This window comes from Janthinobacterium sp. LM6 (assembly GCF_002002885.1).
Taxonomy (GTDB): Bacteria; Pseudomonadota; Gammaproteobacteria; order Burkholderiales; family Burkholderiaceae_D; genus Janthinobacterium; species Janthinobacterium kumbetense.
This window is the reverse complement of the sequence record NZ_CP019510.1, coordinates 3,455,018-3,481,693: the sequence shown is the minus strand read 5'-3', so window position 1 is coordinate 3,481,693 and position 26,676 is coordinate 3,455,018. Positions and strand designations below refer to the sequence as shown.

General features: G+C 62.0%; 31 protein-coding genes. 18 read left to right on the top strand and 13 right to left on the bottom strand.

What is annotated here, in order from left to right:
* Positions 1–279 precede the first annotated feature (279 nt).
* The 4 genes from BZG29_RS15280 (at position 280) to BZG29_RS15270 (ending at position 3,678) form a co-directional block, all read left to right on the top strand.
* On the top strand, positions 280–1,497 hold the full coding sequence (locus BZG29_RS15280; RefSeq protein WP_150130930.1) for a hypothetical protein: 1,218 nt from the start codon (positions 280–282) through the stop codon (positions 1,495–1,497).
* A gap of 68 nt (positions 1,498–1,565) precedes the next feature.
* Positions 1,566–1,955 carry a hypothetical protein gene (locus BZG29_RS27805; RefSeq protein WP_150130929.1) on the top strand — a complete coding sequence of 130 codons (390 nt, stop codon included), beginning with the start codon at positions 1,566–1,568 and terminating at the stop codon, positions 1,953–1,955.
* 642 nt (positions 1,956–2,597) lie between these two features.
* Positions 2,598–3,215: a hypothetical protein gene (locus BZG29_RS15275; RefSeq protein WP_077404411.1), complete on the top strand. Its 618-nt coding sequence runs from the start codon at positions 2,598–2,600 to the stop codon at positions 3,213–3,215.
* The gene (locus BZG29_RS15270) at positions 3,208–3,678 is read left to right on the top strand and encodes a hypothetical protein (protein WP_253192588.1); all 471 of its coding nucleotides are present in this window, start codon (positions 3,208–3,210) and stop codon (positions 3,676–3,678) included. Before BZG29_RS15275 ends, BZG29_RS15270 begins: the two co-directional genes overlap by 8 nt.
* A gap of 31 nt (positions 3,679–3,709) precedes the next feature.
* Here the strand turns inward: BZG29_RS15270 and BZG29_RS15265 are convergent, their stop codons facing one another.
* A complete protein-coding gene (locus tag BZG29_RS15265; RefSeq protein WP_077404408.1) occupies positions 3,710–4,762 on the bottom strand; it encodes an FAD-binding oxidoreductase in 1,053 nt (350 codons plus the stop codon).
* 17 nt (positions 4,763–4,779) lie between these two features.
* Complete coding sequence (locus tag BZG29_RS15260; RefSeq protein ID WP_077404405.1) at positions 4,780–5,325, bottom strand: GNAT family N-acetyltransferase; 546 nt, start codon at positions 5,323–5,325, stop codon at positions 4,780–4,782.
* Positions 5,326–5,425: 100 nt separating this feature from the next.
* Here BZG29_RS15260 and BZG29_RS15255 point away from each other — a divergent pair, with 100 nt between their 5' ends.
* From BZG29_RS15255 to BZG29_RS15230, 7 genes are all read left to right on the top strand, one after another.
* Entirely contained in the window at positions 5,426–6,598 is a 1,173-nt protein-coding gene (locus BZG29_RS15255) for a citrate synthase family protein (RefSeq protein ID WP_077409120.1), read from the top strand.
* 45 nt (positions 6,599–6,643) lie between these two features.
* Positions 6,644–7,135: a MarR family winged helix-turn-helix transcriptional regulator gene (locus BZG29_RS15250; RefSeq protein WP_077404402.1), complete on the top strand. Its 492-nt coding sequence runs from the start codon at positions 6,644–6,646 to the stop codon at positions 7,133–7,135.
* 43 nt (positions 7,136–7,178) lie between these two features.
* On the top strand, positions 7,179–7,631 hold the full coding sequence (locus BZG29_RS15245) for a PaaI family thioesterase (protein ID WP_070288367.1): 453 nt from the start codon (positions 7,179–7,181) through the stop codon (positions 7,629–7,631).
* Entirely contained in the window at positions 7,631–7,915 is a 285-nt protein-coding gene (locus BZG29_RS15240) for a GNAT family N-acetyltransferase (protein WP_077404399.1), read from the top strand. Before BZG29_RS15245 ends, BZG29_RS15240 begins: the two co-directional genes overlap by 1 nt.
* Before the next feature lie 619 nt (positions 7,916–8,534).
* Positions 8,535–8,930 carry a hypothetical protein gene (locus BZG29_RS27795; protein WP_150130927.1) on the top strand — a complete coding sequence of 132 codons (396 nt, stop codon included), beginning with the start codon at positions 8,535–8,537 and terminating at the stop codon, positions 8,928–8,930.
* Positions 8,931–9,438: 508 nt separating this feature from the next.
* Complete coding sequence (locus BZG29_RS27790; protein WP_150130926.1) at positions 9,439–9,891, top strand: hypothetical protein; 453 nt, start codon at positions 9,439–9,441, stop codon at positions 9,889–9,891.
* A gap of 133 nt (positions 9,892–10,024) precedes the next feature.
* A complete protein-coding gene (locus tag BZG29_RS15230; protein ID WP_077404393.1) occupies positions 10,025–10,396 on the top strand; it encodes a hypothetical protein in 372 nt (123 codons plus the stop codon).
* Between the two features lie 66 nt (positions 10,397–10,462).
* On the opposite strand, the gene BZG29_RS15225 is transcribed toward BZG29_RS15230, so the two are convergent.
* A complete protein-coding gene (locus BZG29_RS15225; protein ID WP_077404390.1) occupies positions 10,463–11,482 on the bottom strand; it encodes a tyrosine-type recombinase/integrase in 1,020 nt (339 codons plus the stop codon).
* Positions 11,483–11,703: 221 nt separating this feature from the next.
* Here BZG29_RS15225 and BZG29_RS15220 point away from each other — a divergent pair, with 221 nt between their 5' ends.
* A complete protein-coding gene (locus BZG29_RS15220) occupies positions 11,704–12,726 on the top strand; it encodes a DNA-binding protein (protein ID WP_253192587.1) in 1,023 nt (340 codons plus the stop codon).
* A 160-nt stretch (positions 12,727–12,886) separates the two neighbouring features.
* Here BZG29_RS15220 and BZG29_RS15215 read toward each other — a convergent pair whose 3' ends face one another.
* From BZG29_RS15215 to BZG29_RS15195, 5 genes are all read right to left on the bottom strand, one after another.
* Positions 12,887–13,420, bottom strand: a complete 534-nt coding sequence (locus tag BZG29_RS15215; RefSeq protein WP_077404384.1) for a DUF3592 domain-containing protein — start codon at positions 13,418–13,420, stop codon at positions 12,887–12,889.
* Positions 13,417–13,866, bottom strand: coding sequence for a GNAT family N-acetyltransferase (locus BZG29_RS15210; RefSeq protein WP_077404382.1), 450 nt, complete (start codon positions 13,864–13,866; stop codon positions 13,417–13,419). Before BZG29_RS15210 ends, BZG29_RS15215 begins: the two co-directional genes overlap by 4 nt.
* 88 nt (positions 13,867–13,954) lie before the next feature.
* The gene (locus BZG29_RS15205; RefSeq protein ID WP_077404379.1) at positions 13,955–14,515 is read right to left on the bottom strand and encodes a hypothetical protein; all 561 of its coding nucleotides are present in this window, start codon (positions 14,513–14,515) and stop codon (positions 13,955–13,957) included.
* Complete coding sequence (locus BZG29_RS15200; protein ID WP_077404376.1) at positions 14,512–14,946, bottom strand: DUF1801 domain-containing protein; 435 nt, start codon at positions 14,944–14,946, stop codon at positions 14,512–14,514. The genes BZG29_RS15205 and BZG29_RS15200 overlap by 4 nt, the downstream gene beginning before the upstream one ends.
* Before the next feature lie 41 nt (positions 14,947–14,987).
* Positions 14,988–15,596 carry a hypothetical protein gene (locus BZG29_RS15195; protein ID WP_150130925.1) on the bottom strand — a complete coding sequence of 203 codons (609 nt, stop codon included), beginning with the start codon at positions 15,594–15,596 and terminating at the stop codon, positions 14,988–14,990.
* 188 nt (positions 15,597–15,784) lie between these two features.
* On the opposite strand from BZG29_RS15195, the gene BZG29_RS15190 reads away from it, so the two are divergent.
* Positions 15,785–16,708 (top strand): DUF535 family protein, encoded by a 924-nt coding sequence (locus tag BZG29_RS15190; RefSeq protein ID WP_150130924.1) that lies wholly within the window; start codon positions 15,785–15,787, stop codon positions 16,706–16,708.
* A 137-nt stretch (positions 16,709–16,845) separates the two neighbouring features.
* Positions 16,846–18,213: a serine hydrolase gene (locus tag BZG29_RS15185; protein WP_171985025.1), complete on the top strand. Its 1,368-nt coding sequence runs from the start codon at positions 16,846–16,848 to the stop codon at positions 18,211–18,213.
* A 3-nt stretch (positions 18,214–18,216) separates the two neighbouring features.
* On the opposite strand, the gene BZG29_RS15180 is transcribed toward BZG29_RS15185, so the two are convergent.
* The 3 genes from BZG29_RS15180 to BZG29_RS15170 all read right to left on the bottom strand — a co-directional run bounded on the left by BZG29_RS15180 (position 18,217) and on the right by BZG29_RS15170 (position 21,724).
* Entirely contained in the window at positions 18,217–18,570 is a 354-nt protein-coding gene (locus tag BZG29_RS15180) for a hypothetical protein (RefSeq protein ID WP_150130923.1), read from the bottom strand.
* On the bottom strand, positions 18,567–20,135 hold the full coding sequence (locus BZG29_RS15175) for an EAL domain-containing protein (protein ID WP_077404360.1): 1,569 nt from the start codon (positions 20,133–20,135) through the stop codon (positions 18,567–18,569). The genes BZG29_RS15180 and BZG29_RS15175 overlap by 4 nt, the downstream gene beginning before the upstream one ends.
* Before the next feature lie 92 nt (positions 20,136–20,227).
* The gene (locus tag BZG29_RS15170; protein WP_077404357.1) at positions 20,228–21,724 is read right to left on the bottom strand and encodes an MFS transporter; all 1,497 of its coding nucleotides are present in this window, start codon (positions 21,722–21,724) and stop codon (positions 20,228–20,230) included.
* Between the two features lie 63 nt (positions 21,725–21,787).
* Between BZG29_RS15170 and BZG29_RS15165 the strand changes: the two genes are divergently transcribed.
* Positions 21,788–22,684, top strand: a complete 897-nt coding sequence (locus BZG29_RS15165) for a LysR family transcriptional regulator (protein WP_253192586.1) — start codon at positions 21,788–21,790, stop codon at positions 22,682–22,684.
* A gap of 2 nt (positions 22,685–22,686) precedes the next feature.
* On the opposite strand, the gene BZG29_RS15160 is transcribed toward BZG29_RS15165, so the two are convergent.
* Positions 22,687–23,256 carry an XRE family transcriptional regulator gene (locus tag BZG29_RS15160; RefSeq protein WP_077404354.1) on the bottom strand — a complete coding sequence of 190 codons (570 nt, stop codon included), beginning with the start codon at positions 23,254–23,256 and terminating at the stop codon, positions 22,687–22,689.
* Positions 23,257–23,336: 80 nt separating this feature from the next.
* Here BZG29_RS15160 and BZG29_RS15155 point away from each other — a divergent pair, with 80 nt between their 5' ends.
* Positions 23,337–23,867 carry a GNAT family N-acetyltransferase gene (locus BZG29_RS15155; RefSeq protein ID WP_077404351.1) on the top strand — a complete coding sequence of 177 codons (531 nt, stop codon included), beginning with the start codon at positions 23,337–23,339 and terminating at the stop codon, positions 23,865–23,867.
* A 41-nt stretch (positions 23,868–23,908) separates the two neighbouring features.
* Here the strand turns inward: BZG29_RS15155 and BZG29_RS15150 are convergent, their stop codons facing one another.
* Positions 23,909–25,099, bottom strand: a complete 1,191-nt coding sequence (locus tag BZG29_RS15150; RefSeq protein ID WP_077404348.1) for a low temperature requirement protein A — start codon at positions 25,097–25,099, stop codon at positions 23,909–23,911.
* A 168-nt stretch (positions 25,100–25,267) separates the two neighbouring features.
* On the opposite strand from BZG29_RS15150, the gene BZG29_RS15145 reads away from it, so the two are divergent.
* Together BZG29_RS15145 and BZG29_RS15140 are read left to right on the top strand one after the other, a co-directional pair.
* A complete protein-coding gene (locus BZG29_RS15145) occupies positions 25,268–25,726 on the top strand; it encodes a hypothetical protein (RefSeq protein ID WP_077404345.1) in 459 nt (152 codons plus the stop codon).
* A gap of 461 nt (positions 25,727–26,187) precedes the next feature.
* Positions 26,188–26,565, top strand: a complete 378-nt coding sequence (locus BZG29_RS15140; protein ID WP_077404342.1) for a hypothetical protein — start codon at positions 26,188–26,190, stop codon at positions 26,563–26,565.
* Positions 26,566–26,676: the final 111 nt, after the last annotated feature.

Below are 26,676 nucleotides of genomic sequence, written 5' to 3'. Positions count from 1 at the left end.
AACATTGGATGCGCAAGCACCCGAAAGACTTGCGTCCACATCGCCACTCGCCCCAAAACATCAAAGATGCTTTGGCTGGAAAGTTGCTACGAAGTTTTTAAGCAGTCACTGAGTTTATTTGTGCAACAAGGTCACTATTGATCGACAAATTCACTGGCCTTGGTCATGACAATATAATTTGAATTTATCCCGTTTATTGAAAGAAGAGTGCGCATTACAATCATTGTTAATCACGATTATAATTCGCCATGATCTTTTTATCTTTCAATTAAAAATTCCATGAATCTACTCGATTTTTTCCGAACGCGTCCCTCGCCAGATTCTTTTGCCTCCCTAGTCATGCGCCAAGCGCGTGCCGACGGCCAGGTACAGAAATTGATTTACGATGCGGAGCAGTTTCGCATTCTAATGGGTGAAAACAGTCAGCATATCTTCAATCTGGATAATGCCTATCACGATTATTGCGCCGCGCCGCGCAAGATGCGCGCGCAAGTGCTGCAAAACTATCTGGCCAGCATGGTCGTGCCCGGCCTGCCTGCCAGCTTTGCCGAAGCCAAACCCTGCCTGATGCCGGTGGTACGCAGCCGGGCACAAGGCGACTACTTGCGCCTGGTGGCGCTGGCCCAGCCAGAGCGCCAGCAAGTGAACGATGCCTACCGCTCACTGGAGGACGATACGATCATCATGCTGGCTTACAACACAGACTCGCACATGGCCATCGTCGGCCAGGCCGTCTTGGCGCAATGGGGCGTGACGTTCGATGCAGCGCTGACGGCGGCCATGGACAATCTGCGCGAATGCACGCCATACAGCTTTACGGATCTGGGCGATGGACTGCTGATGGGCGAATGGCAGGACGACTATGATTCATCGCGCCTGCTGCTGCCTGACTTGCTGAGTCGCGTCTGCAAAGACGCCGAACCGCTGGCGATGATTCCCTCGCGTGGACGTCTCCTGCTGGCATCGTCACATAATGTAGCGGGGCAATTGCGCATGATCTCCCTGGCCGACCAGCTGGTGCAGGACGAGGGACGCCTGGTCTCGGCCACCATGTATCGCATTGAACAGGGAAAAATCGTCGTGTTCCAGCCATCGGACGCGGCCGTGGCCGGAGCCTTGGCGCACTTTCAACAGTTAATGCGCGCACATCACTACGAGCTGCAGAAAGAGCAGTGGGATCGGGTCAACGACAGCATTGGAGAGGATATTTTCGTGGCCACTTGCATGTTGATAAAGTCAAAAGATGGCCAGCGCGTGACGTCTGCGGCAAGCTGGACCCGCGGTGTCAACACGCTGCTGCCGCGTACTGATGTAGTGGCCATGGTGGAACTTGACGATGCCGGCGGCGAAAGCACCACCAAGATGCTGGCATGGAATGATGCATTGGCCATCTGCGGTGAGCTGATGCAGGAAGTCGATTGCTATCCAGTGCGCTACCGGGTACAGGCATTCCCTGCCGCGCAGCATCTTGAGTCGGCGCCAGCCTTTGAGTTGTAGCATTTTATTCAAACCATTGATATTAGCCAAAGTTATTTAAAATTAAATTTCTAGCAGGACATGCAATAATGAAAATAGACTGCGACCATGCAAGAAAAGTTGAAATAGCGGTGGAATTTCCAATTTCAACACTATGCAAATATAATGGCCCTGACAATTTGGATGTGACGCTGGACGATAATATAACATACCTGATTAATGAAGCATTGAGAAAAGCCGGAGCATATGTAAAAAACACGGCAATGAAAACGTATTACTCCGCGGAGAATGAGGAAATTTTAAGTTATCAAGTGACATTGATCGTTCAACCGCCAGGAGTTAACTTGCACTGCATTGTGGATGACCTGACTCAGGAGAATTTCCATCAAGGATTATGCATTAAAATGCAATCTCAGCATCATGGTTTTAGAATGGTCTATCCGCAATCCGCAATCCGCAGTCGGGGGAGGCTGAGCTGAGCATTGATGTACTTCCCAGGCATGAATTCAAGAATTGCTTTTCGACGGAGTACGCTTTGCAGTCGCAGTCATCGCAAGCCCGATTCAGCCGAGAATTTTGCTGTGAATCAGCGGGAAGCCACAACTCAGGAAGTCCCCTGGCCTTGTCGCGCCTGCCCGTGCGGCGGCTATCGATACATGGCAAGAAACTCAGCGAGACGAGTTTCTTGCTGACGACCAAGCTGGCGGAGTTGTTGCCGGATGGGCCGCGGGGGTGAGTGCATGCAAGTCCATGTAGAAATGTGGATGTTTTTAATGCTCAATAGAAGCGAGTTCCTGGGTGCTGATCCGGTACGACAAGGAAGCAGAGTTAAATGCCGAGGTATGGCACAATCCGGAATGGGCTGAACTTGAATGACTGAAAACAGCTGCATGAAATGACAACCGGTGGCATCTTTATTGATACTGGCCGTATTTTCCAGTCAAGGGGCATGATTGGTTAATATTGAAAATTCATTACGGAATTTTATTCTGGCCATGAATGGGCCGTCGAAATATTCTTAAATTCAGTGATTTGCGTGAACGCGAGCCATGCTGCAGTTCCCGCTTCCGGTAGTCACCAGTAACCATAACTAGCGCGGTATCGTCCGCACCATGAAAAGAATGAGTATTAACACCAAACTGAAAAAACTCGAAGATAAGGCCATGGCCAAAGGCGAGTATGCGGTCGCCGCAGCCGCAGCCCATCTGTTGCACGATATTGGCTGCGTGGACAAGCAGATTAACCTGGTCGGGGCGCTGCACGAAGTCGGCTACCTGCAAAATTCATTTTCTCCATACTGGAAAGAATTCAGAACTGATGAATCGGCATGGATAGAACGCTGTTTGGCCAGGCTTGTCACTGCTGATCATGACTATTGGGCGCTTGCCGCGCTTCTGGGCTGCAATGGTCCAACGACCATCAGCATCGCCATTGGCCAGGGTTTCAAATCCGCTGCAACAAGGCTTTACGAACGTTTTGACAAACCCAAGGTCCATGTCGATACTTTATATTTGACAGCCAATGGAGAAGTGCTGCATCCCGTATTGGAAGTCGGCTATGACATCAAAGACATGAAAACTGTCGACATGGGAAGAGCACGGGCACTTAGTCTGAAGAATAAACAATGGAAGCCAGGCGATCGTATGGGCGACGGCGGACTGTCACTTTCCATGCAGGCCAAACTTCCGCATGGCGCATGGCGTTCGGTATGGACGGCTTTTAAAACATGGGATGCATGACGACATGATGAATTGCAGGACAGTCAATGCATGGCTGGAAATGGCGCAAGACGATGAGGTGTTCATTGATGCCGACGACATCAACCGCGAAGCGATGGAGAACATGTGGAGCTTTTCGCCCACGGACGAGGAAACGCCGCAGATTCATGCGGTCGATATCGTTGCATTCATCGGAGAGTTGATCGCGGCACGCCGCAGCGCCCTCGCTGGCGAGCAGATGCTGTTCTATTGCTGGCACGATGCGCAGTGCCGCCAGCTGCGCTTCAGCCTTGTGTCGCGCTCGCATGGGCGGCTGCCGTTTCGCTGCGAGGTGCGCGAAACGCAGGATCTGGCGTTGATTGCCGAGCGGGTGGTGAACGGCGACTGGCGCAACGAGGATTTCATGCAGGCCCCGTCGGAGGAAGGCGATGAGCAGGAGCCGGTGCCGTTCATCCTGCCCGTATTTGTCGCGCCTGTGCCGTAGGAATCGGCGCGGCACGGGGTCTTTACGTCATTTACGCCAGGAAACGCGCGGGCCGGCAAGCTTCCAGGGCTGGCGCTGGCTCGCCGTCGACAATTTCCCCGCTGGCAAGCTGTCCCGCGATAGCGGCCAGCAAGACGCCCGGATGCATGGCGCACACGTACGCCCCTTCGACCTGCGGCAAGTAGCCGATGACGGGCACGCCGTCGACGGGCATGGGGCGCAGGCCGATGCAGGCGAATTCCGGCGCGATGGCGTCGGCTCCTTCCAGTTCATTGCGGATCACGCTGGCCACACGCTGCGCCATGGCGGCCGGCTGGTTTTCCAGGGTGTCGTCCAGGTAATCTTCCGCCGCCAGCATGGCGCCGTCTTCGTCTTGCCGCACTTCCATTGCATGGCTGGAAATAATGCCGCGCACCAAGCCAGGCGGCGCCTGGTAGCGCAGGAAGATGGCGGGCGAGGCGTGAATCGGCAAGTCTACTCCCAGCTGCGCGGCCAATTTGGCCGTGCCTGTGCCCGCTGCCAGCACGACCATATCGGCCTCGATGACGCCAGCGGCCGTTTCCACGCCCGTCACCCGCGCGTCCTGGACGGTAAAGCCCGGCACGGGCGTCTGCATGCGGATGGTCGCGCCGAGCGCCCGGGCCGCTGCCAGCAAGGCGTGAGTCGCGGCGACGGCGTCGAGGGCGCCCTGCTCCGGTTCGTGGAGCGCCTGTTCCGGCGGCTGCCGCAGCTGCGGTTCCAGCTGGGCGATGCGGATGCGGTCAATCACCGTGCAGGAGGGAGAAACGCGCCCATCCTGCGTGCCGTACGACAAGGCGCCATGCCAGCGCACGGCCAAGCCTGGCACCTGCGTTTCCAGCCGGCGCCAGGCGGCGATGGCGCCGCCGCGCAGGGCCGCGATGGGATCCATCCCCGCGCAGGATGCGTTAATCCACGCAAACGAGGTGCCCGTCACGCCGGAAGCGATGCCGCCCGCCTCGACGACGGTAACTTTCGCCCCCTTGCTGGCCAGGTGGTAGGCGAGCGACGCGCCGACGATGCCGGCACCGATGACGACGATGCGTTTTGGGGCTTCATGATTCATATCTGATAACTTTGATTTTATGGCAGGACAGAGTCTACCCCAGCCGCCCGCAAATCCAGCGCAAACCGGTGGCCATCGACGACGTTGTCTTCCACGATGGCAATATCGGGCACGGCCATTCCCTGCGCAAAACCGCAGCGTTCCAGCACGCGGATCGACGCCGCATTGCCATCGATGGCGTAAGCGCACAGGCTGGCCAGCCGCCATTCGTCTTGCGCCAGGGAAATGAGGTACTGCAGTGCGGCCGTGGCCAGGCCCTTGCCCGCCTGCTGCTCGCCGATGCGGTAGCCGACTTCGGCCAGCCCTTGCTCCCGGTCAATGTCCTTGAGGTTGGCGCGCCCGATCAATTGTCCATGTTCGTCCACGATGACGCAGGGGTGCATGCGCCCCTGCGCATGCTCGTCCAGGAATTGCGCGACGTGCGCGCGAATGCCGTCGATGCTGTAAAAAGCGTCCGGACGCCGGTCGATATGGCGCTCGAACCATGCCCGGTTGGCTTGCTCGAAGGCCAGCAAGGGCGCGGCATCATCCGGGCGCAGGGTGCGAATGGTGTGTGTACTCATGGAGGCTCCTGGAAAGGCATGAGTCTAGTGACGCGTGGCCCGGCCCGTCAATCTTGATTCCATCAATCAATATAAAGTGACAGCCGCTACAATGGCCGCCATGAACAACGATCTGTCCGCCCTCGACGCGGCGCGCCTGCTGGGCGTCAGCCTGCCCACCCTGTATTCCTATGTGAGCCGGGGCTTGCTCGCTTCCGTCAGCAATGGGGCATCGCGCCGCAAGCGCTATCCGCAGGAAGACGTGCTGCGCCTGGCGGCCCGTAAAAATGACGCCAAGCGCGGCGGCCAGACGGCCGTGGCCGCCATGCACTGGGGCTTGCCCGTGCTGGAGACGCGCATTTCCCACATCCTCGATGGCCGCTTGCTGTACCGCGGCTGCGATGCGGCGGCGCTGGCGCGGCACGCGACGCTGGAAATGACCGCCAGCCTGCTGTGGGACGATGGTGCGAGTGACTATTTTCAGCAAGACGCGCCTGCCCAGCCGCCAAAGCTGGCCAGCGCGCCCGATGCGCCGCCGCTGGCGCGCGCCATGCTTGCCATGGCCATGCTGACGACAGCGGACATGCCGCACTCGCTGCCATCCGGCCCCGCCGCGATGCGCCTGCTGGCCGCCGCCCTGCTGCAGACGGCGCCGTCCGCCTTGCCGCTGCACCGGCAGCTGGCCCAGACGTGGCAAGCCGATGCGCAGCAGGCTGAATTGCTGCGCGCCTCCCTCGTGCTGCTGGCCGACCATGAGTTGAATGCGTCGACGTTTGCCGTGCGCTGCGTCGCTTCGACGGGCGCCAGCCTGCCGGCCGCGCTGGGCGCGGGCTTGGCAGCCTTGTCCGGCGATAAACACGGCGGCGGCAGCGCGGCGGCCAGGTGCATGTTGACGCAGGCGCTGGCAGCACCGGATGCCGGGGCTGCCATCGTCGCTTATTACAAGACCGTCGCGCCGGAATTCGCCGGCTTCGGCCACCCGTTGTATCCGCACGGCGACCCGCGCGCCGCGTATCTGCTGGGAATCCTGTCTGCGATGTCGCACGGGCACCCGCAGCTGGGCGCCATCCTGGCAGCGTGCGCCACGGCGGGCGAGTTGCTCGCAGTAAAACCGAACGCCGACCTGGCGCTGGCCGCCATGGAACTGGCGTTCGGCTGGCCCGAGGGCGCGGGCATGGTGGTGTTTGCGCTGGCCCGCTCGGCCGGCTGGATCGCGCATGCCGCCGAGCAGGCAGACAGCGCGGCCCTGATACGCCCGCGCGCACGCTACATCGGCCGCCACCAGCGCGACTAGCAATATCCGCTTGATTTATTACGCATGCGTAGTAGTATACTTCGCATGCGTACCAATACCACCCCCACCCCAGACGTACCCGATGCCGCGGCCTGCCCGCTGGGCGAGCGTTCGCCGCGCCTGTTCAATCTGCTCAACCTGGCGCGCCAGAACCTGTTCCGCTCGGCCGATGCCGTTTTCACCAGCGAACTGGGCTTTTCCGGCACGCAAGTGGTCGCCCTGTTTGCCCTGAAGGGCGAAGAAGGCTGCCAATTGAAGGATCTGGGGCGGGCGCTGCAGCTGAAAAACTCGGCCGTGACGGGCCTGGTGGCGCGCATGGAAGAAAACGGCCTGATCGTGCGCGGCCAGTCGGCGCTCGACGCGCGCGCCGGCACCCTGCACATGTCGGCCAAGGGGGGCGAGGTGCTGGCCCATGCCCTGCCCCTGCTCGACAGCCTGAACGAACAACTGAAAGCGGGTTTCAGCGAGGAAGAGCTGGCCGTCGTCGCCCGCTTCCTGCTGCACGCTTCGCGCCTGCGTTTCCAGCAAGACGTTTAATCGGCAAGACGTTTAACCCAACCCTCACCCCACAGGAGTTACCATGCACCCCAATGACATGACCGGCTTGCAACTGATGCAAGCTTTCGCGCAAGGCCTGTTCCCCCGGCCCGGCATTTCCAAGACCATGCCCATGGATGCGCACACGATCGAGCACGGCAGAGTCATTTTCACGGCCACGGCGAATGAAAACCACACAAATCCCATGGGCGGCGTGCACGGCGGTTTCGCCGCCACCGTGCTCGACACGGTCACGGGCTGCGCCACCCACACGGTCTTGCCGGCCGGCGAAAGCTACGGCACGACGGACCTGAACATCAAGATGTGCCGTCCCCTGCCCTTCAACGTAACGGTCTTTGCCGAAGGCAAAGTCATCAATGCAGGCCGCAACCTGGTCATTTCCGAAGGCACGATCCGCGACGAAGCCGGTAAAGTGTATGCGCACGCGACGGCCACCTGCATGATCATCCGTCCCCGGGAACAAGCGGCAGCGTGATGCGGCCCGGCACCATCGCGGAAGCCTGGCAGGTGCTGCAGGCCATTCCCGAGTTCGACCGGCGGCGCAGCCTGGCGCAGCTGCAGGACCGGCTGCCCGCCGGCGCGCTGGTGCTGATCGCGCAAGCGGACGGCCAGCCCGCCGGCTGCAAGCTGGGCTATGGCGCCGAGGATGGCTCCTTGTATAGCTGGCTCGGCGGCGTGCTGCCCGCGCACCGCAAGACGGGATTGGCGCAGCGCCTGCTGGAAGACGCTACACTGCCAAACACCGGCTCAACGATTTGAACAGTGTGTTGCATTGATCGATTGAATCCGCAGCCATAATCTGATTCCCGCCACTTCCGGGAAAAGTTGATTATTTGCAATGCGAGCATGAACTAGTTAAACTAATCGGATACTAACTTCCCCTCTTCAATATTCGTGCCAGTCAACTTAAATTTTAGCGAGACAAAGCCATGGCACTTGATGGATTAATCGAGATTGCATTGCGAGCTGTCGCCGAAGTAATCATTGTCGGCATATTTTATTGGCCGGGATGGCTACTACTGCGGATAATTACGGTAGGTCGCTATCCACCTCCAATTGGCAAACCGCATAACCACATGGCTGTTGGTAGCTTCGGATTTTGTGTATTTTTCGTTGTGCTGATCCTATGTATTCCAGGAGCACGTCAATAGATGTTTTTCATTCTAACTCGTCGTTGCACACTGGTATTCTGCGTCACTGAATTTGGTCGTTGAGCGTGCGCTTTGGCAAAGCAAAACAGACCGGTTTCGGTCGAATCCGGTCTGTCGTAGGGCGCGCTAGATTTTCCATCCGACAACCTGCTATGCTGGTCCGAACGGCCCGGTTCGGCCAGCATAGCAAACTTACCCAGCGTGCAGACTGATATGAGTATTTACTGGTGGCAACAACGGAGCGACAGGCAAGCCACCGCAGCGGATCTCCGCTTCGCCTCCACGGCATGAAGGCCGTGGTGCTGCGCAAAAAATCGACGATGAAATGGAATCAATGCATTTCCCTTTTAATAACATTCGTTGGCAGTTTTATCGCATTTGCCTTCGTTTATTACCTGCTGGACCTTTCCTCAGGATTTCTTGCGCTAGCTCCCAACGGGAATAAGGAACCATTTTTCTTCCAGATAATGGATTTTCTTGATCGCGCTGGCGGCTTTTTTACCGGAGTTCCATTTCACAAAAGAAATGTCGGACGGGCAATCTTATTTTACGCAACAATATTTGCATTGTGGATAACCTTCTTGGATCACAAGAGAATGCAAAACCAAAAAAAAGGACCGTAAATAATGGCTTTGTTGCACAAATAAACTGAGAGTGTAATAGCCCCTTGCCCCTGACGGAATTAGGCTATAGCCACCGTCGTCGGCGTACCGATGAGTATTCTCATCAAGCCGGACACCGATTCTTACACCAAGCTGGACACCCAATGGCATTTGAAGCCGGACACCATTTCTCTTAGCCGGACAGTCACTGGAAGCCGCCGTTGCTGACGACCATGATGTGGATGTTCTTGCCGCCGCCCCGCAAGGCATGTGAAATTCCACGTACTTTTCAGATTGGCAACATGTTATCCTTAGGCGCTACTGCAGCGCTCGGCCATGAGCTGACATTTGTCGCAGGCTATTGCGTGAGGGCGAGTCAGAGCAGTTCTGGCTCACGGCGGTTCTGGTGATATTGTTGACTGTGCCCGTTGCCGCGCTAATCTTTCGATGGAACGCCTTAGGATGACAGTGACCGGTCACAAGCGGCCATGCATTGTTAGCGGCCCCGATACGGGACCAAAATATTTTCTTGACCTCTATGCTCGAAATTTTTTCTCCGTTTAGTTGCACCCCAGATGTCTTGGTCATCGAGTTGCCGAAAGACAGTGCACGATTGAAAATTCAAGCGTTTGAATCAGAATGGGGACCTACGGATGAAATCCTCTGCTATTGGGATGGAATATTGTTCGGCCAAACCACTCCCAACGATAATTTGAGGTTTGCAAAGTTGCTACCCAAGCTGGATCGTCAGAGGAATTATCATTGGCCAAGTGCCGATTCCTATGCATCTGCAATGGTAAGTTTGCTGACCCAATTTCCTCAACTTGAAGTTTGGTGTGAGCGGGACTGTGATCAGTATGATGTTGCCCGCATTGACACAATTGACGAACTGCTTGGACAGCTTAAATTAGTGCAGTCCTATTGTCTGAACGGCCGAATTCAATGTCCAAGTTTCTCGTATCGTCCCGTTGAAAGGAACTAACTTCGAAGTTCTGAACGAGCATATTCGGGAAAGTCCCGAATTGTTCAATTCGAATGCCAGGAAGTGCCAGGAGCGGGCGTCCAAACGTGACGTGACAAGAGATCATCTATTTTAAATTTACACCAGAGGTTGCATGCGCAATTGTCAAAGTGGAAGCTACTTTACGGCTTGTCTGAACATTCGGCCAACGCTGCCATTCGAAGCCACGGTTGTCATTCTGGCTCAGGCACTGGGCATCAGATTCTCGCCTGACGAGGAAGGGAAATACGAGGAATATCCGGCGTATCGCGCCTTCGCGCTTGGACTGGAAATCGCGCTATTGGCGCCTCCACCGCCGGATTTGGATACGCGGGATATCCGCGACAACTGTTTTCAGCTAATTATCGATACCTGCGCGGACGTATCCGATGGCGGTGCGGACGTTGATCTGAGCGCTCTCATTGCGGCGCAATTAAGCTCCGCTACCGAGCTGGAAATTGAGCGTGTCGACGTAGCCCCTGCGTAATCCCCAGGGCACTGCGCCCGCATGGGCATCCGCTGACTGGCCGCTGCAAGATCTTGCAGGGCACCCTCAGCCCGCCGGCTTCTTCTTCCCCTTCAATAAACTGCCGGCCGCATTTTCCTCGAAGCGGCCCGCCTCTTCTATATAGCCATGCACGGTGCCGTCGTGGCGCCAGCCGCCCTGGCGCTTGATGGCCTGGAAATCGGCGCCGGCCCGATGCGCGCTGGTGGCCATGCCGCGGCGCAGGCTGTGGCTCGACAGTTCCGGCACATAATCGAGTTCGGCCAGCCTGGCGCAGTCCGCCAGGATCGTGTTGATGCTGCTCGCGTGCAGTGCTTTCGCGCTCACATGGCCCCACTGATTGACGGGGCGCAATAGCGGCCCCGTGCGGATATGCGCCGCGGCCAGCCAGGCGCGCAGTGCCGTGGCCGGGCAGCAGACGCCGTCGCCGAACGGGATCGCCTTGACGATGCCCTCCCCCAGTTGGTCCGTTTTCGAGCGGGGCAAGGTGATCACCATGCCCTGCGGCTCCCAGCTCACGTCTTCGATAGTCAATCCCGCCAGTTCGCTGCGGCGGAAACCGCCAAAAAATCCCAGCTGCAGCAAGGCGCTGTCGCGCAAGGCCTTGACGCTGCCCAGCGCGGCCAGCCTGCCGACGATCAGCTCCAGGTCTTCCAGCGGCAGGGCCTTGGCCTTCTTTTTCGGCTTGCCGTGCAGGCGGGCGATGCCGGCCAGGGTCTTGCGCACGGTGGGCGTGGATGCGGGATCGGCAAAGCCCTGGTACACATGCCATTGCGACAGGGCCGTCAGGCGCAGGGCCAGGGTGCGCGCGTTCAGGCTGTCCGCATACGCCAGCAGATAGCGGATGACGGTGGATTCGTCGGCGGGCAACGCCCCGCCCCAGGCCTGGAAGTGGCGGATGGCGGAACGGTAGGTGCGGCGCGTGTTGTCGGACGTGGCGGCGGCTAAAAAGGACTGGTGGCGCGCGGCCAGCTCGGCATCGATCAGGGCGCCGCGTAACGGCACAGGAGCCAAGGCGGCGCTTTTGGGCGCGGCGACACGGCGTTTGGAAAGGGGCAAATCGGGCATGGAATCGCTGAAATCGGGCTGGTGTACTGGGAAATACGCAGAATACCATGCAAACCACCCCCATAACCCGCGATAAGCGATCTTATCGCGATATATATTTTTTAAAATTGATCAAAATTTATATCGTAATATTATTCGATATTACGTATCATGTAATACGTTACTAAATTTCGTTCATAGGTGATTTCATGGCCCGCACCGGCATTCTGTACTCTGATGTTATGAAAGCAGCCCAAATCGTCGCTGCCGATGGGCGCAATCCCACGGTCGACAGCGTGCGCGAAGCGCTGGGCAGCACGGGCAGCAAGAGCACCATTGCTCCCCTGCTGAAACGCTGGAAGGAAGAGTTCCAGGGCGCGGGCGCCGTGAAAACGGAATCAGGCTTGCCGGCCGAACTGATGGAAGCGATGCGCGGCGTGTACGACAAGCAGCAGCGCGACGTGGCGCAGCAGCTGGAAACGGGCAGGCGGGAAAACCGCGCCGAACTCGACGCGGCGCTGGAAAAACTGAAGAAGACGGAAACGGAGCGCTTGAAACTGACGGAGGCGCGCGCCGCCCTCACCCAGGAATTGCGCGCCACCCAGCACGCGCTGGCGCAATTGAAGGAAGAACACCATTTCCGCGCCGTCACCCTGGCCACCTTGCACAGCGATAATGCAGGCCTGACGCAGCGCCTGGCCGACCGGGGCGAGGAAATCGCCGCCCTGAACCGCCAGCTGGCGCAGGTGCGTTCGCAGTTCGACCATTACCAGGAAGCGGCGGCAGCCCAACGCAGCGAAGAACGGGCCCAGGCGCAGCAACGGATCAGTCGCCTGGAACAGGAAAACGCCCAGCTGCAGCAGCGCCTGCAAGGCCAGCAAGCGACGCTGGTGCAGCAAGACATGCGCCTGGCGCAGCTGCAGGCGGAACAGGCGCGCCTGGCTGACGAAGCGGCGGCCGATCGCGCGGCGCTGGCCATCGTGCGCCCCGAGCGCGACCAGTTCGAATTTCAATACTTGCAGGCGGCCGCGTCCGCCGACGCGCTGCTGGACAAGCTCGACACGGCCCTGCTGGCGCTGAACGACACCAAGGTGGCGCTGGCCGCGCAAGACCGGCAACTCGACATGCTGGCGGAAAACGGACAACTATCGCAGCAGAAAATGGAAGCATTGGCGCAGGAGCGCGACGGTTTGTTGCGCGACAATGCCGGCATGGCGGCCAGGCTGGGGCTGCTAACCGAGAGCAAGGAGCAACGCCGGGTTTGACCCCCTCCACGTGTGGCCTGGGATATCTGCGACAGTCCCAGGACGGGCATCGCCCGCTATCGGGGCTGCCCCCTTTATTTTGCCTGTCCGATGACGGCCGACGGGACAAATATGTGCCGCATTTCACGTTGACGCCGACCGGCGCGCCGCCCGAGCAAAACTACGACCGTGCTGCCATGGATGCCAGCTTCAGGGAAGCGGACCCGGCTGGCGGCGCCTGCTTGCGCGCTTCCGACACGCCCAGCACGAACAGGACCATCCACAGCACGACGCCGAAATAATCGAGGAAATCGAGGCCGGCGAGGAACACGGCGGTATCGTTCGGGTCGCGCGGCCGGTAATGCACGCGGATGTGCGCGCCTGGCGCCATGCCGGCCAGGCGCCAGGCAGTGACGGCCTGGTCGCGGTGGCAGCCGGCGTTGCCGATCCGCGAGACGCCGATGCGCGAGCTGCGGTAGGCCTTGCCATCCACGCTGTAGCGGTAGCTGAGCTTGACGCACCAGTCCTGCGACTTGCCCGTGCGCTGATACATGCTGCTGCGCACGATCTCGGCGCTGGTCACGGGCCAGGCCGGCGAGGCGAGCTTGTCATACGCGCGCCAGAAGGAAAAATACGCGGCGGGAAGGGCGAGCAGGATCAGGAACCAGCCCATCATTCTCGCCAGGGCGGGGTCGATGGCGCCAGGGTCTTTCATCGCTCAGGCGGTGCGGCGCGGTAGCGCACCCGTATCCACGCGCCAAGGATGTCCACGCCGCCGTCGGCGGCGTCTTCGACCCAGCCCGCGCGCGCATACAAGCGCCGCGCGCCCGTGTTGGCCAGCTGCGTCTTGAGGCTCAGGCGGGGACCGAAGCGCGCCGCCACGGCGGCCAGCAGCCGGGTGCCGATGCCCAGTCCGCTGTGCGCCGGGTGCACGTACAAATGGTGCAGGAAATGCTCGGGCGCGTCGTCCGTGTGCACGGCCGCAAAGCCGGCGACGATGCCGTCACGCTCGGCAACGAGGATATCTTCGCCCTGCGTCGCTGCCGTAAAAGCGGCGACGCTGGCGACAGGGCCGAAGGTGTCGCGCCCCGCCAGCGCCAGGATGGCGGCGCAGGAAGCCGCGTCCGCCAGCGCGAATGGCCGAAGCGTGGCTGGCGTCATGCGGCGGCGCGCAAGCGAGGCGATGCCGTGGCGAAATGAGGACGAAGCATGGCGGGCGTGTATCAGTTATCGGAATGCCATTATATGCTCACAAACGGCGGTTCAGCACGCTGTCGATATCGTGGGTTTTCAGTTCCACTTCGAGCCTGCCGTCTTGCAGCCAGTAACCGTCGCCCCCCTGGCGTAGCGCGTCCAGATCGAGCGTGCCCAGCGCTGGCGGGATGGCGCCGGCGAGAACAGCCGCCGCATCGTCCCAGGCCGCATACAACAGTTTCAGGTACCAGCCGTCGTCGTGGGCAAAGGCGAGGAAGCGGTTTTGCAGGGCGGCCAGCTCCGTGCGCCGCGACGCGGCGGCGCGATAGGCCAGCGCCGCGGCCACGTCCGCATCCTGGGGCGGCGGCGCCGCGCCCCGCCAGTCGGCCCAGGCATGGCTGCCGCAGGCGTGCAGGTCTTCCCGGGCCAGGGCCGGCAACTGCTGCCGCGCCAGGGTCTGGTAGCCGGCCGGCTTCCTGGCCGTCCCGGCGCTGCCCTTGCGCAGCACGATGCCGCCAGCCTCGCCGAGGGCGGGGAGGAAATCCTTGAATTCGATGCCGGAAGCGACCAGCATGCGCTCGGCCGGGTCGTGCCACAGATACAGATAATGTCTCAAGTCGGAGTCCGTTTTGGTTTCGGTGTCGTATTCAGCGCCACGGCGGCGCGTATCAGCGCCTTGAACGCCGCCGTATCGAGGTGCGCGCCTTCATGCAGGTCGATGGCCCGGCGCGTGTTGCCGTCCAGGCTGGCATTGAACAGGCCGGCCGGATCGGGCAAGGCGGCGCCCTTGGCGAAGGTGAGTTTCACGGCCAGTTTATAGGTTTCGCCCGTGCAAATCATGCCCGCGTGCGACCAGACGGGCACGCCGCGCCATTTGACTTCCTCGACCACGTCCGGATCCGCCTGGCGTATCAGCGCGCGCACCGTGGCCAGCGTCTTGCCGCGCCAGTCGGCCAGCGCGGCGATTTTCGCATCGATCAGGCGAGTAGCGGACTCGGCGCTCACCGCGCCATCCTGGGACTGCGTGCTTGGCTCTGCTTTTTTCATGGCGGTGATCTCCTTTCCTGGCTTGCCCGTGTGCGCCTGTCTTACGGCGCGGGATCGGCCATGCAAGCGGCCAGCGAGCTGATGAACTGGTCGCGCAAGGCCCGGTACTGCGCATCCGTCGCGAATTCCCGTTTGTCCGCCGGCTGGTTGAGCAGATAGGCGGTGGCGACCGTCCCGCTGGCGGCATGCAGCAAGGTGTATAAACTGATGATGCCCGCCGATTGCGTGACATTGGGATTGTTCAATCCTAGCACTTCCACGCCCTGGTGCGTGTCCGTTTCCAGCGATACTAATTGCGGCGCCTTGCTGTTGGCGGCCAACTGCTGCATTTGCGCCACGATGGTGTCGCGGTCGGCGGCAAACCTGCCTTCGGCGCTGCGTTCGATTTTCAGGTTCACCAAGGGCAGGCTGCCCTTGCGGAACAGCATCAGCCGATAGCCATCGGCCGTCGATACCTGCCCCTCTCCCGTCGCCAGCTTGACGCTGCGCGTCGTCACGTGCGCGGGCAGGCGGTCCTGCTGCCGGAACTGGAACTCGCTGCGGTTGATGCATTGCGCCAACGGCCCAAGGGGATCGGCCGTGCGGTCTTGCGCCTGGGCGGCCAGGGCGGCGACGAGCATGGGAATGGCAAGCAATGGGCGTTGATTCATGAGCGGTATCAGTCAAGGAGTGAAGGTGCCGCGAGCATAACCGTCCATATTGCCAGAAGGCAAATGTTTAGTTGCCATCCTCTAAAGCCCGCGTGCATGGCTTCTTAATAGGAAATTCACCTGGCCCGCGTAGCATTCAGATTGGCAAGGCTCTCATTGTGCAGCGCCTGCCCTTTTCCGGCAGAATCATGAATGACATCGCTTTAGCTCTGCGCCACGGCGCCGCCGTGCCACCCGCCGTGCAACCACACCCCGCCAGCGGCCACCGCTTGAAAGCGGCGCTGGGCGCCCTCTTCTTTCCCCGCCAGCGCACGCGCTGGCAAGCTTTCCTGGGCAGCATGCCCGGCCTGAGTTCGCTGGCGCAGCTGCATCCCTGTCTGCGCTTCAAGATCTACCGCCCTTACGCCTCGCGCCAGCTCGGTTGCGCGGATAGACTGGCCTTGCTGGAAGGGCATTACCGCTTCCTGTGGCAAGCCGGGGCGCGCGCCCTGGTCGAGCGGGCCGCGCGCCAGCCCCTGGTGCTGGCCGCGTTCGAAGGCAAGGATGGGGCGCTGTACCGCCTGCAGCTGACGGCCATCCACGACAGCTACCGCGAAGGAGAACTGTGCCTGCGCCTGACGCGCGACGGCCAGCCGTTCTACCTGGCCAGCTTTTTGTTCCTGCCGCGCGCCGATGGCGTGTCCCTGCAGCTGGGCGCGCTGCAAGGCTTGCGCTGCGAGGCCGGCAAGCTGGCCGTCAAGGAAGCCACGCGGGCGCTGCACGGTTGCCGCCCGAAAAACCTGATGGTGACGGCCCTGCGCGATTTCGGCGATTTTTTTGCCTGCAATAACCTGTTTTTGATCAGCAACGACAACCGCATCGCCCTGAATGCGCGGCGCCGGCGCCATATCGCCGCCGATTACGACCTGGCGTGGCAGGAATTGCATGCCTTGCGCATGCGCGACGGCAACTATCACCTGCCCTGCGCCCCCTACCGGGCGCCCGACCTGGCCGATGTACCGTCGAAGAAACGGGCCGATGCGCGCCGGCGCGGTGAATTGCTGCAATGCATGTCTGCCGACATGCGCGCGCAGCTGGCGTGCCTGCTGGAAGCGCCGATGGCTGAACATTGAGCAAACGCAAGCCTTGCCATACCGGCAAACATAAAACTCAGGCAACCTTCATGTTGGGCCCGTATCCTTCACCAGGCATGCCAGCCACCTTTCCCATGCGCCGGCGTGCCTTCGATCCACCCTGGACAAGGTTACCCATGACACCCACTTTCGCCCTCCTCCCCCTTTGCCTCGCCGGCACCGTTGCACTGGCCGCCCCTGCACTGGCCGCGCCCGCACTGGATGATGCCGTGCGCCAGCGCGCGGAAGAACTCACGCGCACGGGCCTGCATGCCAGCATCGTCATCGCCGTAATCGAAGGCAAGGACAGCGCCGTGTATGGTTTTGGCAGCAGCCAGGCGGGCAAGAGCGCCAAGCCTGGCGCCGACACCGTCTACCAGATCGGTTCCGTCACCAAGACCATGACGGCCTTGCTGCTGGCCAACGCCGTCGTCGAAGGCAAGGTCAAGCTCGACGAGCCCGTGGCGGCCTTGTTGCCGGACTATACCGTGCCTGCCTTCGATGGAAAAACGATCAGCCTGCTCGACCTGGCCACGCATTATTCCTCGCTGCCGCGCCTGCCAGACAACTTCGCGCCCAAGGACCCGGCCAACCCGTATGCCGATTACACGGAAGCGAAGCAGCGGCAGTTTCTCGCCGCCTACCACCTGCCGCATGCGCCGGGCACGGCCTTTGACTACTCGAACATCGGCTATGCCGTGCTGGGCACGGCCCTGGCGGCCCAGGCCGGCACCAGCTATGAAGCGCTGCTGCAAAAGCGCATCGCCGTGCCGCTCGGCATGCGTTCCACCTCGAACAAGCCCACGCACGGCATGCTGGCGCGCCTGGCGCCCGGCCATCTGCTGTCGGGCGAAGCCACGCCTGCCTGGGATTTGAATGTGGTGGCGCCGGCCGGCGGCGTGTATTCCAGCGCGCGCGACATGGTCGCCTACCTGCAGGCGTATATGTTCAAGCCGCTGCGCCCGTATGCGCTGGCGATCCAGCCGCAGCGTCCGGTGGCGTCCGGCGACGACACGAAAATCGGCCTGTCCTGGCTGCTGGAACAGCGGCAGGGCCAGGCCTACGCCTGGCACAGCGGCCAGACGGGCGGCTACAGCAGCTATGCGGCGTTCACGACGGACGGCAAGCGGGGCGTGGTGGTCCTGACGAATACGGCGCGCGACGTCGATGCGCTGGGCTTGTCCACCTTGCTGCCCGGCACGCCCCTGCCGCCGCTGAAAAAGCCGCAAGCGGCCATCGACGTGCCGCGCGCCGCGCTCGCCGAGTACGTGGGCGAGTATCCATTGGACAAGGATTTCACCTTGACGGTGAGCCTGGGCAAGCAGGGCCTGGAAGCGGCCGGCACGGGCATGGGATCCGCCCCTTTGTTTGCCAGCGCGAAAGACCAATTCTTTTTCCGCGCCATCGACGCGGAACTGGCGTTTACGCGCGATGCGGCGGGCAAGATCGCCAGCGCCGTGCTCAAGCAAAGCGGACAGGACACGGTCTTGCCGCGCAAGCCGTAGCGATCAAGCTGCCGGGTCTTGCATGAATTGCTCGACCCGCGCGACAAATTCCGCCTTGCTGCGCGTGCGAAACTCGCCCAGGAAGGCGTCGCTGCCCTGCACGATCTTGCCGTCGCGGTCGTATGCCACCTTGCCCATCTCCAGTACGAATTCGCCCTGCGGATCGTCTTCCGGCTCGAAGTGCGAATTGAAGCAGAAACCGCTGTCGCGGCAGCTGCCCCACAGCAGCAATGCGCTGCTGAACCATTCCATGGTGTCCGGGCCCGGCTCCACTTCGAACAGGGTATTGACGGTGATGTGCCAGCCGCCCGGTACGCGCAGCGGCTGCAAGGGATAGGGAACGCGTGGCGGTTTCATGGGGACGGCGGCGCGCGGCGCGTTTGATAAAAGGCGAGGAACTCCGCGGCCGGCAGCGCTTTGGCAAACAGCCAGCCCTGGCCGAATTCCACCTTGCGTTCCAGCAAATAATCGGCTTGCTGCTGCGTTTCGATGCCTTCGGCCACGATCAGCATGTTCAGGGTGCGGGCCATGGCGATGATGTGCGGCGTGACGCTGCTGGTGGCCGCGTCCGTGCCGATGGTGTCGACAAACGATTTGTCGATCTTCAAGGCGTCGAGCGGCAGGTTTTGCAGGCTCGACAGGCTGGAATAGCCGGTGCCGAAGTCGTCGATGGCCACGGCATGGCCGCGCGCCCGGGCCTTGTCGATGGTGGCGCGCGCCGCTTCCACGTTGATGAAGCCCCGCTCCGTCGCTTCCAGCCAGATCTGCTGCGCCTCGATGCCGGTGCCGGCCAGCGCGCGTTCGAGCACGTCGAGCACCCTGCCCGTCTCGATATCGCTGGCGCACAGATTGATGGCGATGTGCAATTCGCGGTCGGCCAGCAGCGCGGCGCGCATGTCGGCGATGACGCAATCGATCACCTGGTCCGTGATGGGCAGAATCAGCTCGCTTTCCTCGGCCACGGGGATGAACAGGTCGGGCCGTATCATGCTGCCGTCGGGACGGCGCCAGCGTATCAGCGCCTCGGCGCCCACGCACACGCCCGTGTCAAGGGCAATAATCGGTTGATAATGGACAAAGAATTCGCGCCGCTCGACCGCCGTTTCCAGTTCGCCGCGCAGCGACAGCCGGCGGCGCGACAGCCACACGACGATGCCGACGATGAAGGCGGCCATCAATAAACCCATGGGCAAGAGCAGCAGCTGTTCGCGCCGCAGCCTGTCGTTCAGCTTGCTGCGCGGCTCGATCATGACGGCCGTCAAGCCGTCGCGATACAGCGTCGCATGGATGCTGCCGTCGTGCGCCGCGTCTACGTTCGCCGGCAGTCCGGCGAGCAAGCTTTGCACCAGCGCGGGGTCGGGATGGTGCAAGGTGTCGAGTACGCCTTCCTTGCCGATGGCCACGGCCATCTGGATGTCGCTGTCGACGATGACGTCGGAAAAGCGCACGGGATCGATCAGCACCTTATAGGCGCGGTGGGACAGCCCCACCATGCGCTTGCCGCCGCTGACGACGGGACGCAGGTTGAAATCGAGGCCCATGCCGTTGGCCAGGGTAAAGTCGGCGGGCGTGACGGCGATGCGCTCTTCCTCGATGCCCGTGGACGTGCATTTGAGCAAGCCGTTTTCCACGTAGCCGATATCGTCGATGCTGCGCGTGGTGATGGTGATGCGGCGCAATTGCTGGATATGCGCTTCCGAGCACGGCGCCAGGTCCAGGGCATCGGCGCTGCGCAGGGCCATGCTGGCCGAGGCGATCGAGCGGTGGGCGCGCTCGAGCGCGTAACCGGCCAGCAGGCGCAGGCGTTCCTGCTCGCCCTGCTCGGCGCGCACGGACGACAGATAGAAGGCCAGGCTCAGGGGAGCGGCTACGCCGATGACGGCGACCAGCACGCTGGTCACGATAATGCGTTTTCTGCGCATGCGAATACCTGTGGTAGTTATATGATTGCCATGTATTGCTCGATGGCATCATATTACAAGCAGAGGCGGCGCACGCGCATATTACTGAAGAGTTACACTTTTTCCAGCGGCCTGGCCAGCACGAACACCAGCGCCGCCACCACGGCCGCCAGCCCGCCAGCCAGGTAGAGCACGCTGGCAAAGCCGTCGATGAAGGCGTGCCGGGCCGCTTCCTGCGCCACGGCCTGCATGGCGGGCGGCAGCTGGCCGAAGGCGTCGGCCGCGTTGCCGGCGACGATGCGTCCTATCATCTCGGGCGAAGCCTTCAAGCCGTGCAGCCACGCCAGTTTCTCGAACGAGGCGGCCGTGCGCATGGCCAGCACGGCGCCCAGCGCGCCCACGGCCAGCACGATGCCGACGAAGCGCGTGGTGGTGCTGATGCCGGATCCCATGCCCGTGCGCTCCCTGGGGATGCAGGCGAGGATGGCCTTCTGGGTCGTGCCGTTCAGCAATCCGGCCCCCGCGCCCGTGACAACCATGCCGGCCGCCACCCAGCCGTACTGCAGGCTGCCGGCGGCGAGGGCCGTGGCCACGTTGCCGACGGCGACGATCAGCAAGCCCGTCACTAAAATGCCGCGGTCGTCCAGATGGCGCATGGCGCGCGGCGCCAGGCGCGACAGCACGACCATGGCGACGGCAAACGGCAGCATGGCGCAGCCGGCCAGCACGGCGGAAAAGCCGAAGCCGTTCTGCAGATACAGCGGTAAGAACGTCATCATCACTTGCGCGGCAATGGCGTAGCCGAACATGCCCAGCACGGCGCCGACGAACACGCGCCTCCCAAACAGGCTCAAATCGACCATGGGCGCGCGCTGGCGCCGCTCCGCCAGCACGAACACCAGCAGCAGCGCCGCGCCCGCCGCAAAGCGCAGCATGGTGGCATGGCTGGACCAGCCCGCCACGCTGGCGTCGATCAGGCCCCAGATGATGCAGAACAGGCCGGCGGAAAACAGCAGCGCGCCCGCCGGGTCGAAGCTGGCGTTGGACGCGTCCTTCGACTCGTCCACGTGCCTGCTTACCAGCCACATCAAGATGGCCACGACGGGCAGGTTCAGGTAGAAGATCCAGCGCCAGTCGATGGCGCTCGTGACCAGGCCGCCCAAGAGCGGCGCCACCGTCATGGCCACGCCCATGGCCGCGCCCCACACGGACCAGGCGCGCGCCCGCTCCTTTTCCGCGTGGAAGGTATGGCCGATGACGGCCAGCGCGGACGTCAGCAGCAGCGCGGCGCCGAGTCCCTTGACGGCGCGCGCCACGTTGAGCACGAACGGCGTCCAGGCCAGGCCGCACAGCAGGGACGCCAGCGCGAACACGGCCAGGCCAAACAGCATCACCCTGCGCCGTCCCAGGCGGTCGGCGATGCTGCCGGCAGGCAACAGGAATGAGGCGAACGCCAGCATGTAGGCGCTGACCACCCATTCCACGTCGACGAAGCTGGCGTTGAGCGAGCGGGCGATCGACGGCAGCGAGACGGCGACGACGTTGGTGTCGAGCATGATCAGCGCGCACACGCCCGAGCACGTATAGAGGGTCCAGTTGGTATTCTTCATGCCTGTATTTTAAGCAGGATTGTATTATTTCCTGTTATAAGATGATCGCCTTATAATTTACTGATGGTGAATACAGACAAAGACATGGAATTGCGGCATTTCCGCTGCGTGCTGGCCGTCGCGCACAGCCTGCACTTTGCGCGGGCGGCCGCCGAGCTCGGCATCTCTCCGCCCGCGCTGACCAAGCAGGTGCAGGAAACGGAAAGCCTGCTGGGCACGCGCCTGTTCCAGCGCAGCAAGCGCGCCGTGGCCCTGACGGCGGCCGGAGAATTGTTCGTGCTGGAAGCGGCGCGCGCGCTGGCGCAGCTGGCGCAGGCGCAGGAAGTGGCGCGGCGGGCGGGACGGGGCGAGCTGGGACGGCTGGAAATCGGCTACGTGGCCTCGGCCGCCTACTCAGGCGTGCTGCAGGACCAGTTCGCCAGCTTTCGCGCCAGCCACCCCGGCATCCACATCGGCGCGCGCGAATACGCGATGGATGCCCTGCCCGGCTTGCTGGACCAGGGCCGCGTCGACCTGGCGTTCGTGCGCCCGCCCCTGCACTTGCCGGACGGACTGGACAGCGTGGTCTTGCTGCGCGACCGCTTCGTGCTGGCCGTGCAGGCGGACAGCCCGCTCGCCCGGCTGGAGGTGGCGGGGCCGGCCGCGCTGGCGCAGCAGGTCTTCATCGTGCCGGAACAGGAATTGGGCACCCTGGAGGTGAGCCGGCGCGGCGGCTTTGCGGCGCAGGTGGTGTCGCGCCCGGGCAGCCTGGTGGCCGTGCTGACGGAAGTGTCGCTGGGCGTGGGCTGCGCCATCGTGCCCCACTCGGTGATGGCCAGCGTGCAATTGCCCGGCGTGGTATTCCGCGAGCTGGCAGCGCCGCAGATCAGCTCGGAAATCGCCGCGGCTTTCCGCCGCCACGAACAGGCGCCCGCCGCGCGCGCCTTCATCGCCCAGTTGCGCGCGGCAGCGCTGACTTAAGGTCAAGCTCCTTTCAATACCGCCACGGCGTAGGTGCAAGCGCTGGCCGTTTCATTCCTGAACACGCAGTCGGCTGGCGGGCCCAGTTCCAGGCAGTCGCCCTCGTCCAGCACGTGGCGGGTCTCTCCTTCGAGGAAGACGAGGCTGCCGGTCAGCGACCAGATGAGTTGTCGCCGCGACGCATAGGCGGCGGCCGGCATGGCCACCACGGCGCCGGGCGGCAAGGTAATATGCACGAGGTCGAGCGGCATGTCGGACGCCGGCGACACGTGGCGCCGCACATAGCCGCTCTGCGGGTCGACCCACACGGGCTGCTCAAGCTTGCGCAGCAAGCGCCCCTCGCGCATTTCGGCGCGGGCGATCAATTCGGACATGCTCAGGCCGAAGGCGCCCGACAGGCGCGCCAGCAAGGTGGCCGTAGGGCTGCAATCGCCGCGCTCCACCTTGTGCACCATCGCGCGCGACACGCCCGAGCGGGCCGCCAGCTGCGTCAGCGACCAGCCCAGGCTTTCCCGCTCGAGGCGTACCCTGGCGCCGATGCGCTGGTTCAATTCGTCTGGTTTAGTGGACATACTCAGGATTTATTGGACAAAAGCGTGGGTGGCAATCTATGATTTGTCCATTATAGTAGACGACTAGCAAGGAGAGCAACATGCAGATACGCGATGCCCACGCGGGCGACATCGAGGCCATCACGGCCATCTACAACGATGCCGTCAGCAATACCCTGGCCATCTGGAATGAACGGACGGTCGATGCGGCCAACCGCGCCGCCTGGCTGGCCGACCGCGAAAAGGCCGGCTATCCGGTGCTCGTCGCCATTGATGCGGATCAAAACGTGGCCGGCTACGCCTCGTTCGGCGACTGGCGCCCGTTCGAGGGTTTTCGGCATACGGTCGAGCATTCCGTGTACGTGCGCGCCGATCGGCGCGGCGCCGGCGTGGGCAAGGCCTTGATGGGGGAATTGATCGCGCGGGCGCGCGGCCTGGGCAAACACGTGATGGTGGCGGGCATCGAAGCGGGCAATGCCGGCTCGATCGCCCTGCACAGGCAGCTGGGCTTCGAGGAAGTGGGCTTGATGCGCCAGGTGGGCACCAAGTTCGGCGCCTGGCTGGACCTGGCGTTCCTGCAGCTGCAGCTCGATACGCGCAGCGATCCGGACGGCATCGCGCCGCCCGGTTGAGGTCAAACCGACGTCAGAGATCGCGCATCAGAGATCGCGCCTCAAAGATCGATCTCCGGCGGCGGACGGCGCAATGCCATATGTTCCCACACGGCCACCAATACCAGCACGCAGCTGGTGATGCAGGCCAGGGTCAACGGTGAATACAGCCGGCCGTACGCCATCGGGATCAGCGCCAGGATGATCAGGATGCCCAGCAGATGCGACAGTGGCGGCGTGGCGCGGTCGTTGCTGACCCATTTAAATAAGGCATTACCCAGCAGATACAGGATCGGGCCGCCCAGCAAGGCGCTGATGCCGGCAAAACTGGCTTCGTCCGGATGCACGAGGGCCAGTTCGTCGGCCACGGCGGAAACGATCACGCCGCCCACGATCAGCACGTGGATATACGTGTAAGCCTTGCGGGCGATGCGGCCCGGGTCCTTCGAGTGGGCGATGCGGTGGTGGCCCGCCTCGGCGCCCGTGTCGAAATAAATCCACCACATGGCGATGCTGCCGACCAGGGCCGACAAAAAGCCCAGCCAGTTGGCGGCCGTCCATTCCAGGCCGGCGAAGGTGGCGCCCGTCACCAGCAGCGATTCGCCCAGGGCGATGATGACGAACAGCGCGCAGCGCTCGGCCATGTGGCCGCCGTCGACATCCCAGTCGGCCGTCGAGGAGCGGCCCAGGCCCGGCATGCCGAACTGCATCCAGGGACCGGCCAGGTCGATCAGCAGGGCCGCGCCCCACCAGAAGATGCGCTGCTCGGGCGATGCGATGCCGCCGGCGATCCAGAAGATGCCGGACAGCACGGCCCACAGGGCGATGCGCTGGAAATTGCGGCGGCGCGACAATTCCTCATGGCGCACGGCCCACCAGGCGAACAGGGGCCGGCCCACCTGCATGGCGACGTAGGCGCCCGCAAAACCGAGGCCCCGCGTGCCGAACGCTTCGGGAATCGAGGCCGACATGAGCAAGCCGCCCAGCATCATGGCGAACAGGCTGATGCGCACGGGAATGCGTTCGGGATCGAGCCAGTTGGTGATCCACGACGTGAAGATCCACACCCACCAGACGGCCATCAGCAGCAGGCCCGTCTGCAGCCAGCCCATGGCGGTCAAATGCGCCAGCAAGCCGTGCGACAGTTGCGTGACGGCAAATACGAACACGAGGTCGAAGAACAGCTCGATCATGCCCACCTTGCCGCTGTCCTGCACGCCGCGCTGGCGCAGCAGGGAAATGCGATTATTCATTTTTTTCCTTGCATAAATACCGGACCGGCGCCCGCGGCGCTGGCCAAAACGGCACGATGATAGCAGATGGGGATGGCGGCCATGGCGACGCCCTGCGGTCGGCATGCGTTTGCTCTTCCGGCCGAATTTCGTTACGATGGGTCGCATGCGCGGAACACCACCTCCACCATGTATCAGCTGAATTGGCGCGGCCCCTGGCTGGCTGCCGTGCTGCTGCTATCGCTCGGTGGCGACGCCCCGGCGCTGGCGCGCCAGCTGGCAGAACCGGCCCCCGCGTGCCGGGCGCCGCAAACCATGGCGCTGACGGTCAACAGCGACGCCGTCGCCACGGCCAGCAACGATATCAATGACAACACCCTGGTGGCGCTGCGCGCCAACGGCACCGCGTACTGGACGGTTTTATTGTCGACGGCGAATATCCTGCTGCAGCTGGGCGCCGACCGCGGCGATACCGTCGTGACGTTCCAGAAAGGACTGACCCTGCGTTTCCAGGCGCTCGGTCCGCAGCAATATCAAATCCTCATCGATGGCCCCATCCTCGATGACGGCACGCAATACACGCTGACTGGCAAGGTGGTAGCCGTTTTTGAACGCTGTCCGGCCCTGCCTGCGCCGGCCGCGCAATAAAGCCGCGCATGCCATCTATTTAAATCAATAAACCGTTTATATTCAATTGCATTTCCTATCCCGCTTGCCTGCCGCCGCGAAAAATGGCCGGCGGCGCATTCCCGCACCGCCTCCGGACGCCCCATTATTCTTGCTTTTGCGACAATTCGAGAGAATCGCGCAAAAAAATAGGCATAGAATCGCTACTCGTCATGCGCAAGAGCCGACATGGTTATATTCCGAATAGCCGGAAACTATTTTTTTTGAATAAGCAAATAAGAAATATATTAATCAATTACGGATTGATTAATATCAAATGTCTTGTCTTTATTTGAAATTGCGTATTGTCCCGCCATATTTTTATGGCATGGTCGCAAAGCCGTTGCAATGCCGTTTCCACCGACTTACCCAACTGCCCCGAACCTGTCGGCCACGGGGCGCCCACCGCAAGTGCAGGCCGATATCACCTCATGGAGAATGTCATGTCTAACTTACCTCGCGTCGAAGTCACCAACCATACGCTGGCTTCCGGCCAAAGCGTCACCACCAACACCACGCCGAACAGCATCGCGCTGTCCATCGCCAGCGGCGACAGCAACAACCAGACCGGCATCGCCTTCCAGTTCCAGGGCCGCACCACGTACTGGAATCCCAGCGTCACCACCGGTTTCACCACGGCCAAGCTGGCCAGCGACACGGGCAACGGCGTCGTCACGTGGAAAGCCGGCCTGACGGTCACCTACTCGCCGCAAAGCACGGGCCTGTATAACGTGCTGCTCTCCGGCGACATCGTCGACGGCGGCACCGTGTACAGCTACACGGGCTTCGTGCTGGCCACCTTTACCTCCAACTCGCAGTAAGCGGCGGTTCCGCGCCCGCCTGCGGGCGGGCGCTCTGGATGGCCGCCCGCCACCGCATCCAGGCAAGCCGCCTGGCCATCCGACGCCCTTCCGGGCCCACCCGTTGTAAAC